Origin of the sequence: Thermus brevis (genome assembly GCF_026427635.1) — a bacterium.
Classification (GTDB): domain Bacteria; phylum Deinococcota; class Deinococci; order Deinococcales; family Thermaceae; genus Thermus; species Thermus antranikianii.
This window is the reverse complement of sequence record NZ_CP102606.1, coordinates 846537-855815: the sequence shown is the minus strand read 5'-3', so window position 1 is coordinate 855815 and position 9279 is coordinate 846537. Positions and strand designations below refer to the sequence as shown.

Annotated in this window: 19 protein-coding genes; all 19 read left to right on the top strand. The window is 68.1% G+C overall.

The annotated features are described in order from the left end of the window. Positions 1 to 47 precede the first annotated feature (47 nt). The gene (locus KQ693_RS04930; protein WP_267262101.1) at positions 48 to 251 is read left to right on the top strand and encodes a helix-turn-helix domain-containing protein; all 204 of its coding nucleotides are present in this window, start codon (positions 48 to 50) and stop codon (positions 249 to 251) included. Continuing rightward, a complete protein-coding gene (locus KQ693_RS04925; protein ID WP_267262100.1) occupies positions 248 to 424 on the top strand; it encodes a hypothetical protein in 177 nt (58 codons plus the stop codon). The genes KQ693_RS04930 and KQ693_RS04925 overlap by 4 nt, the downstream gene beginning before the upstream one ends. Positions 425 to 536: 112 nt before the next feature. Beyond that, complete coding sequence (locus KQ693_RS04920) at positions 537 to 761, top strand: helix-turn-helix domain-containing protein (RefSeq protein ID WP_135343946.1); 225 nt, start codon at positions 537 to 539, stop codon at positions 759 to 761. After that, positions 758 to 1201: a hypothetical protein gene (locus tag KQ693_RS04915; protein WP_267262099.1), complete on the top strand. Its 444-nt coding sequence runs from the start codon at positions 758 to 760 to the stop codon at positions 1199 to 1201. Before KQ693_RS04920 ends, KQ693_RS04915 begins: the two co-directional genes overlap by 4 nt. Continuing rightward, the gene (locus KQ693_RS04910) at positions 1198 to 1449 is read left to right on the top strand and encodes a hypothetical protein (RefSeq protein WP_267262098.1); all 252 of its coding nucleotides are present in this window, start codon (positions 1198 to 1200) and stop codon (positions 1447 to 1449) included. Before KQ693_RS04915 ends, KQ693_RS04910 begins: the two co-directional genes overlap by 4 nt. After that, positions 1446 to 2672, top strand: a complete 1227-nt coding sequence (locus KQ693_RS04905; RefSeq protein ID WP_267262097.1) for a hypothetical protein — start codon at positions 1446 to 1448, stop codon at positions 2670 to 2672. The genes KQ693_RS04910 and KQ693_RS04905 overlap by 4 nt, the downstream gene beginning before the upstream one ends. Next, the gene (locus KQ693_RS04900; protein ID WP_267262096.1) at positions 2662 to 3003 is read left to right on the top strand and encodes a hypothetical protein; all 342 of its coding nucleotides are present in this window, start codon (positions 2662 to 2664) and stop codon (positions 3001 to 3003) included. The genes KQ693_RS04905 and KQ693_RS04900 overlap by 11 nt, the downstream gene beginning before the upstream one ends. A 19-nt stretch (positions 3004 to 3022) precedes the next feature. Beyond that, positions 3023 to 3412 (top strand): hypothetical protein, encoded by a 390-nt coding sequence (locus tag KQ693_RS04895; RefSeq protein ID WP_039459781.1) that lies wholly within the window; start codon positions 3023 to 3025, stop codon positions 3410 to 3412. Between the two features lie 28 nt (positions 3413 to 3440). Then, positions 3441 to 3722 carry a hypothetical protein gene (locus KQ693_RS04890; protein WP_038034987.1) on the top strand — a complete coding sequence of 94 codons (282 nt, stop codon included), beginning with the start codon at positions 3441 to 3443 and terminating at the stop codon, positions 3720 to 3722. 101 nt (positions 3723 to 3823) lie between these two features. Beyond that, positions 3824 to 4396 (top strand): hypothetical protein, encoded by a 573-nt coding sequence (locus tag KQ693_RS04885; protein ID WP_039459766.1) that lies wholly within the window; start codon positions 3824 to 3826, stop codon positions 4394 to 4396. A 49-nt stretch (positions 4397 to 4445) separates the two neighbouring features. Then, positions 4446 to 4847 (top strand): hypothetical protein, encoded by a 402-nt coding sequence (locus tag KQ693_RS04880; protein ID WP_039459768.1) that lies wholly within the window; start codon positions 4446 to 4448, stop codon positions 4845 to 4847. Then, positions 4759 to 5289: a hypothetical protein gene (locus KQ693_RS04875; protein ID WP_267262095.1), complete on the top strand. Its 531-nt coding sequence runs from the start codon at positions 4759 to 4761 to the stop codon at positions 5287 to 5289. Before KQ693_RS04880 ends, KQ693_RS04875 begins: the two co-directional genes overlap by 89 nt. Next, the gene (locus KQ693_RS04870) at positions 5282 to 5869 is read left to right on the top strand and encodes a M23 family metallopeptidase (RefSeq protein WP_267262094.1); all 588 of its coding nucleotides are present in this window, start codon (positions 5282 to 5284) and stop codon (positions 5867 to 5869) included. Before KQ693_RS04875 ends, KQ693_RS04870 begins: the two co-directional genes overlap by 8 nt. Continuing rightward, the gene (locus tag KQ693_RS04865) at positions 5866 to 6438 is read left to right on the top strand and encodes a hypothetical protein (RefSeq protein ID WP_267262093.1); all 573 of its coding nucleotides are present in this window, start codon (positions 5866 to 5868) and stop codon (positions 6436 to 6438) included. The genes KQ693_RS04870 and KQ693_RS04865 overlap by 4 nt, the downstream gene beginning before the upstream one ends. Next, complete coding sequence (locus tag KQ693_RS04860; protein ID WP_267262092.1) at positions 6435 to 6626, top strand: hypothetical protein; 192 nt, start codon at positions 6435 to 6437, stop codon at positions 6624 to 6626. Before KQ693_RS04865 ends, KQ693_RS04860 begins: the two co-directional genes overlap by 4 nt. After that, a complete protein-coding gene (locus KQ693_RS04855) occupies positions 6627 to 7307 on the top strand; it encodes an AAA family ATPase (RefSeq protein WP_008630953.1) in 681 nt (226 codons plus the stop codon). A gap of 167 nt (positions 7308 to 7474) precedes the next feature. Then, a complete protein-coding gene (locus tag KQ693_RS04850; RefSeq protein ID WP_238529934.1) occupies positions 7475 to 7858 on the top strand; it encodes a hypothetical protein in 384 nt (127 codons plus the stop codon). 11 nt (positions 7859 to 7869) lie between these two features. Then, a complete protein-coding gene (locus KQ693_RS04845) occupies positions 7870 to 8385 on the top strand; it encodes a hypothetical protein (protein ID WP_267262091.1) in 516 nt (171 codons plus the stop codon). An 8-nt stretch (positions 8386 to 8393) separates the two neighbouring features. Then, complete coding sequence (locus KQ693_RS04840) at positions 8394 to 9269, top strand: hypothetical protein (protein WP_267262090.1); 876 nt, start codon at positions 8394 to 8396, stop codon at positions 9267 to 9269. Positions 9270 to 9279: the final 10 nt, after the last annotated feature.

The window sequence follows — 9279 nt, the reverse complement described above, 5'->3', positions numbered from 1 at the left end:
TACTGATGCTTGACTAAACATTGAGGCTGAGGTATCCTCCGGGTGAAATGACGAGGCTTTTGACCACTAAGGAGGTCGCCCAGCTCCTTCGGAAAAGCCCTCTCTGGGTACGCCGCCAAATCCGTGCCGGGGCGCTTAGGGCGGTGCGCGTAGGAAGGGAGTACCGGGTCAGGGAGGAAGACCTGGCTCTTTTTTTGGGCTTCAACTCTGATATATCGGTACCGATAGACCAGAGTGGGGAGGCAAAATGACCTCCCTCCTCGCCTTCTACTCCCTCCTCGCCCTCGCCCTCTACGCCCTGCTGGGCGTCTACGTGCGGGCCCGGTACGGCCAGCCCGGGCCCGCCCTAGCCGCCGCCATGGCCTTCCTGGCGGGGCTCATGGTGGCGGTGCTGGTGGTGCTGGCCGTGGGAGGTGCGCGGTGAAGGGGATTCCGAAGTGGCTTTGGAGCTGGGGCTTGGACCTTTTAGGGGGCCTGTTGGCCGGGCTCATCCTGGGCCTGGCCCTTTTGATGGCCCCCGTGCCCGGGAGGTGAACATGCCGAAGCTCATGACGGTTGACGAGGCGGCGAAGTACCTGGGCATCCCGGTTCACCACATCTACCAGGCGGTGCGGGCAAAGCCGGGAAACCCGTTCCACCTGCGGCACGTGCGACTGGGCAAGCGCTTTTACTTCCGGGCGGAGTGGCTGGACGAGTGGACCGAGCGGGTGGCCTCCGAGCCTCCCGCTTCCGTTTTGCGGCTGGAGAGGAGGGCGGAATGACGCTGAGCGAGCAGATCCGGCGGTTGGAGCGGGGCCTGCGGTTGGCCCTTTGGCGCATGGGCGTGGAGCCTGAGGCCACGCGGGCCCGGGAGGCCTGGGAAAGGGCCAGGTGGGCGGCGGCGTTTGAGGAGAGCGCCCCCCAAGGGCGGGCCTACATGGACGCCCTGCGCCTGGTGAACGAGCTGGAACTGTATGAGGCCCTGGCCGGGGTGGAACACGTGCGGGTGCGCCCCGCCCCGGCGGATCGCCCGGGCGAAGCGGCCTTGGCCCGCCTCGAGGCCCTGGGGTACGACGTGCACGTGGAGGACATCTGGGGCCCTCGGGACGGGGAGCGCTGGTGGTGGGCCCGGGCCCGCTACGAGGGGCGGGAGGTGGCCCAGGCCATCGGGGCTACCCGGGAGGAGGCTCTGGAGTGCCTGATGGGGGAGCTGGGACTATGAAGCGGCTGAAGCTTGAGAACCTGCGGCGGATCGCCAGGAGCCACTTTGACGACCTGCGGGTGGAGCGGCTGGAGGGTTCTTTGCGGTGGGAAGCCTCTGGCCGCCACCGCTATTACCAGACCCTTTGGGCGGCCACGGGCCGCACGGAGCGGGAGGCCCTGGAGAACCTCCTTGGGCTTCCCACGGATAAGTCGGATTTTAGCCCTTACAACGCTGTGGAGGAGCTTCTGAACGGGAGGTCGTCATGAACTTGAACCTCCCCCCGGACATGCCGGAGGACATCCGCCGGCAGATAGAAGACCTCGCCCAAAAGAACCCCGGCATGGCCCAGGGGCTCCTGCGCCTCTGGGAGGCGAAGCGGAAGCGGGAGGCGGGCGCTTCTTGGAACGAGACCCCTGCTAAAACGCCCAAGGAGGCCCCCGAGGAGGAGCCCCCTTCCTCGGGGACCCCGGACCGGGCCGGCCTCGAGGCTGCCCCCCCTCAGCGCCCCACCCTGGCCAATACCGACTGGCGGGAGGTGCGCCGCTTTGAGTGGCAGGACCTCCTGGCCAAGGCAGAGCGCACCATAGAGGCCCACGGCTACAAGGAGGTGCTGGGCCCCCTCTTCCCCCTGGTGCGCCTCCTGGTGGCCTACGCCATCTGGGAGGGGGCCCGCCTGGACCCCTCCCGGGAGGCCCACGTCTTCCTCCCCCAGTGGGAGGTGGCCCAGGCCCTGGAGGTCTCCGAGCGCACGGTGGAGCGGTGGCTCCACGACCCCCGCTATGAGAAGTACCGCCGCTACGCCCGCCACTGGATCGCCTGGGAGACCTGGATGACCTCAGGGCGGGCCCTGGAGCAGGAGGGGGCGGTGCGGGGGGGCACCGTGTGGCGGGTCAGGGTGCGCCCCGTCTACCGGGCCATCAAGGTCCTGGCCCCCTACCTCCGCCTCCCCTGGCGGGACCTGGAGGAGGACCGGCGGGAGGGCCGGACGGCCCGGGTGTTGAGTGCCCCCGACTCAATGTCGGGATATAAAGAGGGTCTTCTACTAGGTAAACCCCTAACCCTAAGGATCGTGGTAGGGAAGCCGTTAGCCACCTGGGAAAGCAAAAAAACCCCGTTACCATTAGATCCCGACACTCGCCGGAACTTCCGGGAACTTCTCCGGCTTTCCAGCGTCCCCGGGGGCCGGAACGGCCGCCGGAACTGGGCCCAGCAGGCGGCGTCCGCCATCGCCGCCGCCCTGGGAGACCAGAAGAGCGTGCGCTTCTGGCTCCGGGTGGTCTGGGCCGCCTTAAAGCAGGCCATCTTCGGGGGAGGAGAGGGGGCCATGAGGGTCCTGGCCCGGGTGGTGGGCCTCGCGGCCGAAGCCCGGGCCGATGGCTTCGCCCGGAGCCCTGGGGCCTACGCCCAGGCCCTCCTGCGGCGGGAGGGGTACTGGGACCTGGTGGCCCCCTTCCAGGCCTTCAGAGCGGGGGTGCCCTATGCGGGTTGACAGGGTGCGACTGGATGCGGTGGCGGATATCCTGCGGAACCATCTTCAGGAGGCCTTGGAGCAGCCTGGCCGGCGGGTCCGGTTCGTCCTCCGCACCTCTCCCAGCGATGGGGTGCAGGTCTTCTTGACCCACCGGCCTGATGGCCGGCTGGTCCTCGCCATCCGCCGGCCGGGAGGGAAGGAGGACCCTCGGGAGATCCAGGCCCTGGCCCGGCACATGGGGCTGGAGATACGGGAGGGGCCCATGGAGATGGTGGGCAGGGTACCGAGGCCAAGGGTTGGCCCCAGGAAGTACCTAGTGGCCTTCTGTGAACCTGGAAGGACGGGGTAGGATGGAGGAGGAGGAGAGAATGCAGACCCCCAGCCAGAGAGCCTTTGGACTGGCCCTCCTCCTGGGCATCGTGGCCTATTTCTGGTCCGTCTGGACTCCCAGGGTATCCCAGGCGGTTGAGGCGGAAGAGGCGGGCCCTTCCCCTGTGGTGGACCTCCAGGTGCCTCCCCAGGAGGAGTCCGGGGGCTGTCAGGGCCGCCTGACGGCCCTCTTCCGCTCCGGGGCCGAGGTGGCCTTCCACTACGAGGGGACGGCGGAAGAGGTCAGGGTGACCTGGCCAGGCGGCGAATACCGCGCCCGCACGGCGGACACCTGCACCGGCACGGAGTGCCGCTTCACCCTGCCCCGCCCGGGCATGGCGGACGTGAGAATCGCCCTGGACTCGTGCCCACCGGAGCCCGCCCCTTGACACCTAGAGGCGTGCTATGATGCGGGGGATGGAACTCAAAAAAGGGCGCCCCGGTAGGCGTATCCTGGCCCTCGCCACCCGCAAGCGGAACCCGGTGCCGATTGAGTCTCAGCCGCTGGAAAACCTCCTCTACGCCCTCCTGGGAAGCCCAGTGGCCGCCCGGTCCATCGCCCAGGCCCTGGACGGGGATATCCGCAACTTGCACGGCTGGGACATCCAGGACCTCATGGCCCTGCCCGGGGTGGGGGAGGGGGTGGCGGGCCGCCTCGCGGCCCTAGTGGAACTTGTGCGCAGGCTTGTGAAGCGCTAAGGTTCACTTCGCCCGGGCGGTTCGCCCTGGCGTTCCGGCCCGCCGCTTCGCCCTGGCGGGCCGGGCTTTTTTTGCCCGCCTCTGGACGGCAGGCTGAGGGCATGGCCTATCAGCGGGTGCCCGTGGACCCCAACGCCCCGTTGCAGCCGGGAAAGACCTACGAGATCGTGGCGGCCCACAAAGGGGGGGACGTTTCCCGGGTCACGCGGGCCGATTTGGAGCGGGCCCTGCGGGCCAAGTACGGCCCTGGGGTCCGGGTGTTGGACTGGGGGAAGCGGGGAAGCGATTTGGTCATTCAGCTGAAGGTGGAGGCGGCCCCTTCCTCATCTTCCTCTCTTGGCACCGCTGACCCCTGGGCCGTGCCTCCCGCCTACGGGGGGGCGGGATGCGGGTCCACCAAGTGCCCCCAGCCCATGGGCTACCTGGGCGGGGGGGACATCTACCCGGCCCTCCTGCCCGCCCTGGCCCTCAGCGCCGCCGCGGTGATCGCCGTCCTCTATCTGGTGTGGCGCATCGTGGCCGAGCTGAAGGAGGCGGTGGAGCTGGTGCCGGCCCCGGCCCGGGCGGCCGCCGTGGCGGGCGCGGGGGTGGGCGTGGGGGCCCTCGGGCTGGCCGCCCTGGGTGTGGTGGCCCTGGCCCTTGTTGGTGGAAGGAGAAGGAGGGCGTATGCCTAAGCGGAAGACCAGTAAGACCAAGAGGAAGAAGCGCTCTCGGAGGTAGACCATGCTCCGGCTCAAGCTCCCGGAGGAGGTCATAGGCGAGAAGGCCGTCCTGGAGGAGGAGGGGGAGGCCAGAGAGGTGAAGGCCGTCCCCCTCCAGGGGCCTTTAGACCCCATTCTGGAGGCCGCCGTGGAGTCCCAGCCCCGGGTGGCCGGGCCTAAAGAGGCCTCGCAGGAGGAGCCCGCCAGGCCCGAACCCGAGCCCGAGGAGCCCCCCAGGGGTGCCCCTAAGAAGAGCCCCTTCGGCTTTCTCGCGGCCCTGGGGGCCGGGGCCCTGGTCCTCCTGGGCGTGGCCCTGGCCGGAAAGGGAGGTGCGAGTGCAAACGGTAGTGGAGGAACCCCAGGCGCAAACCCCACCCCCACCGCCCCCGGTGGAGGAAGCGGAAGCGGCCCCGTCATCTGGTAGCTGGGAGCCCCTAGGCGAGGTAGGCGAGGAGGCCCCGGAAGACTTCTCTGAGCTTCCGCCGGCGGAGCCTCCCGTGATCCCCTTCACCGGGGAGGAGATCGCGGGCGGGGCGGCGTTTTTGCTCATGCTCGGGGTGCGGGTCCAGTCGGAGGAGGAAAAGGCCGCGTTTCTGCGGGCTTGGCAGGGGGCCCTCTTCGGCCTCATGCCCCCGGCCCAAGTGCTGGACGTCCTGAAGGTCGGGGAGGCCCTGGCCAAGTACGGCATCGGGAAGAACCGCCTTCCGGGCATGGGGAGCGTGGAGAATCTGCCTCCGTGGCTCCGGATTCTCCTGGGCGGCGGGGTGCTGGCTATAGCGGCGTACGGAGGTGTGCGTGCGGTTATGGATGTACGGGCTAGGGGGGCTATTCCTGCTCCTGCTCCTGGGGAGGAGGTTCATGCCTGAGAACGTCCCCCGCTCTGGCCTTTACTACTGGCCCATCAACCCCAGGAAGGCCAGGCCAGATGTGCGTTACTTGGACCCCGACTACTACCTGGGCGTGAAGAGGCCGGATGGGAGTTGGCTGGTTCCCCCGGGCTACTGGCACACGGGGGTGGACCTGAACGGGCCCGGCGGCGGGGATACGGACTGCGGCCAGCCCGTGCACGCCATGACGGACGGGCGGGTTGTGATCGCCGGCCGCTTCCCCACGTGGGGCGGCGTGGTGGTCCTTTGGCATCCCAGCGCCGGGGTGTGGACCCGCTACGGCCATCTGCGGGACATCCTGGTGCGCCCCGGGGACGTGGTGACGGCGGGCCAGCAGATCGGCACCATCGGCAAGATGACCACAGGGGGCTACTGCCACCTGCACTTTGACGTTTTCGTCAGGGTGCCCCCGGCCTCTGAAGGCGGGTGGCTCTTCTTCCCCAGGGGAGGGGAGGAGGCCAGGCAGAAGGTGCTGGCCTATTGCGTGGATCCGGAAACCTTTTTGGCCAAACAGGCCCAGGCGGGGCGGCTCAAAGAGCCGCCCCTGTGGAGGACATGATGGCTATCCGTTGGCAGAAGATTTGCCGGGTGGTGTACCGGGACGCCAAAGGGCGGTTCATACGCCCCCCCGAGCGCCCCGCCCGGGTGGAGCTGCAGCCCGTGCCCAAGGAGGTGCGGGTGCACAAGGGTGGCGAGGTCGTGGCCATAAAGGAAACGCGAAAAGGGGTACGTGTCCGGTTTGTCCCTGATCGCGAGACCCGCCGGCTCATTCGTGAGGCTAAAGAGAAGAAGGACTACGAGACCCTGCGCCAAATCAGGGACTGGGAACGCGAGGTAACCCGTTTGGCCGCGGAGGACTACCTGCGCGCTAAGCGGGCTGGGGAATGGAGTGCCCGCATGGAGGCTGCTCAGCGTAGCTATAACGCCTCCAAGGGTGGGAAAACCGCCGCGGCCAATAGAAAAAAGGTAGCCCAGATGGCAGAGAAATTGCGGGAGGAAACCACCCCCGCCCTGGTGAGCCGCTACCGCGCCCCTGGGGGAAGCCCCCTGGAAAAGCGGGCCATCGCCATGGTGCTCAAGGAACGGGGGATTGACGTGGCTCAGCAGAAGAAAGGGAGGAAAAAATGACGAACTTCGTAAAGGAGCAGGCTTTCCCCCTGGCCGTTTTCGCTGGGGGGCTCTACTTGGGTTTGGGCCGCATCAAAAACCTGCGGGACGGCCAGGGCTGCCCCAAGTGCGAGACCGCCCAGGCCGTGGTGGCCCTCGCCCTGGCCGCGTGGGCCGGGTGGGAGCTGTGGCAGGCCTACCAGGGCTAGATGGGCGGCAGGCAGACCTTCCGCATCCTCATCGTAGGGAAATCCGGGTCAGGGAAGTCCACCCTGGCCCGGCAGATCGTGCGGGCTATGGAGGGCCGCTTCCGCCGCCTCGTCATCGTCAACCGCAAGACGGAGTTCGGTGATTTGGCAGAGGCCCGTTTCCGCGTGGGGGAGGACGGGGACCCCTGGGCTGTTTTGAAGCGCCACCGCAGGGTCCACTTCCACGTCACCGGCTACGACCCCCGCCCCTTTTTGGATGCCCTGGGCCAGGCCATCATGCGCCTCCAGGACACCCTTCTGCTGCTTGACGAGGCCCACCACTTTTTTCCCCGGGGGCAGGTGCCCAAGGGCCTCTTTGAGGTCCTGACCGGGGGAAGGGAGCACGGGCATTCGGCCATCTTCGTCACCCAGATGCTCCAGGCCGCCACCGGGGGCATAGACCCCGGGGTGCGCCGTCAGGCCTCCCACCTGGTGGCCTTCCGCCTCACGGAACCCCGGGAAGTCCAGGCCCTGGCGGACATGTTCCCCGAGCTGGGGGAGCGGGTCAGGCTCCTCAAGCGCCCCGATGACGGCCTGCCCCCGGAGTACGGGGTGAAGGACCTGGACCGGGACCGGGCGGGCCTGGTCCTCCGGGACCCGAGGGCCCCACAAAGGCGGGTTTTCGTGCCCCTGGACGGCTAAGGGGCACTTCGCCCGGGCGAAGTGCCCGGGCGAAGCGGCCCAAAACTCCCAAGCGCCCCGGCGTATCTCCGGGGCGCTTCGCTCTTTATTCCCCCATCGCCCCCCGCCTACCGTGGGCGGCAGAAGGAGGGCGAATGGCGGATACGGCGGCAATCGCGGCGCAGGACATGCGCAAGCTGGCCTCCACCAGCAACCCCCTGGAGGTGGTGCAGAACCCCATCGTGGTGAGCGTGAGCGTGGGGGTGCTAGGGGCTTATCTGGCGCGGAAGGCGCTCTATACGTCCAGGCGCGACCTCTTTGGCTGGGCGGCGAAGGGCGAGGACGGGCGTGTCCACTACTACGCGGTGGGTCCGGACGGAAAGCCCGACACCAGCAAGGAGGTCCCGAACGCCCGGACCAACAGGGTGTTGCTCAACCTGGGCGGGGTCATCGTGGGCTCACTGCTCATCAACAACAAGCTGACCGAGGACCCCATGGTGGACTACATCGGCTTAGGCGTGGCGGCCGGTTCCTTCGCGAACCTGGTCATGGCGATTTTGGACATTGACTAAGGAGGTAAAGGATGCAGGAGGCTTTTGAGCGGATCAAGCGGCTTCGGCCCGGGGCCCGCCCCATCACCATCCTGAGGAGCGGCCCCGAGTTCCAGGCGTACGGCGGCAGGCAGAAGGTGAAGGTGGGCGAGTTCGTGGTGCCCTCGGGGGCCACTTGGGTCTTTCCCAACCCCGTCCCCGTGGTCCTCAAGCTCTACGATTCCGGCGGCAACCAGCTGCCCCACACCACGGACGTCTTCTTTGCCCGGCGCACCAAGGGCTTTGACTTCCCCGAGTTTTTGGTCAAGGCCCAGTACGCTTCGTACTACGACCTCTCCGAGGCCCAGCAGCGGGACGCCAAGTTCTACCAGAACATCCTGCAGACCGCGAGCCCACTTTACGCCCCTACCCCGCCCCAGGGCATCGTGCTGCGGGAGGGGGACACCCTGGAGATCTACGTGGAGACCGACCCCGGCATCACCGTGAACCTCAACGACTCCCGCACCCGCATTGAGCTGCCCGTGGGCGTGGACAACTCCAACGTGTAGGAGGGACTATGGCGCTCTTGGATAGCCTTCGCAACGCGGTTCGGAGGGGCCTCGGGGTGTTCCAGGACGCCCCTTCCGCCCCCTCCCCCGCGCCTCAGCCGCAGCCCCAGCCGGCGCGGCCCGCTCCGGCGGCGGTCCAGGCCTCGGGGTGGCAGTTCGCCTGGATTGACAACGAGGACTTTGACGCCACCGGCCTGGCCTACCGCCCCAATGAGTATTTCGCCCTGGCCCAGATGCGCACCCCGGACACGGCCCACTTCCGCATTCTGGCGGGAGAGCGGCGCCTGCGCATCTACTTGCGGGGCCTGGCCGCCTTCGCGGGCCAGAATCTGGCCACGGCCCAGGCCCGCACCGTCACCCTGCCCTACCTCATCCCCTCCTTGCAGGGGGCCCCTACCCTGCCCTCCACCTACCACCCAGACGTGGCCGTCTGGGCCAAGGTGGGCGGGGTGTGGCAGCGGTGCCAGATCAATGCCGTCAACTACGCGAGCCAGCAAGTGACCTTCGTGGAGCCCGCCGGCGTGACCGGCACCCAGGACATTGAGGTCTACTACACCCACGCTGACGGGCAGTTCCGCCTCCGGGTGGCCCGGGACGCGGGCGGGGTGGACGACAGCGTGGCCACCGTCTTCAACCAGTCCTTCTCCACCATGCACAGCGTGGACCAGAACAACCTGGAGACCATGCTGGCCTGGCCCCAGCAGGTGGAGCTGGTGCCGGGCACCCGCCTTCTCCTGGAGGTCTTCACCACCCAGGTGCCCATGGTCTGGAACGAGCGGGCCGGCCACTACATCCAGATCGCCGCCATGGGCCGGCGGGTGGAGGTGCTGGACAAGAGCCGCCTTTTGCGCCTGGCTGAGCTGGAGAACCGGGGCGGCCTCTGAGGGGGTGAGC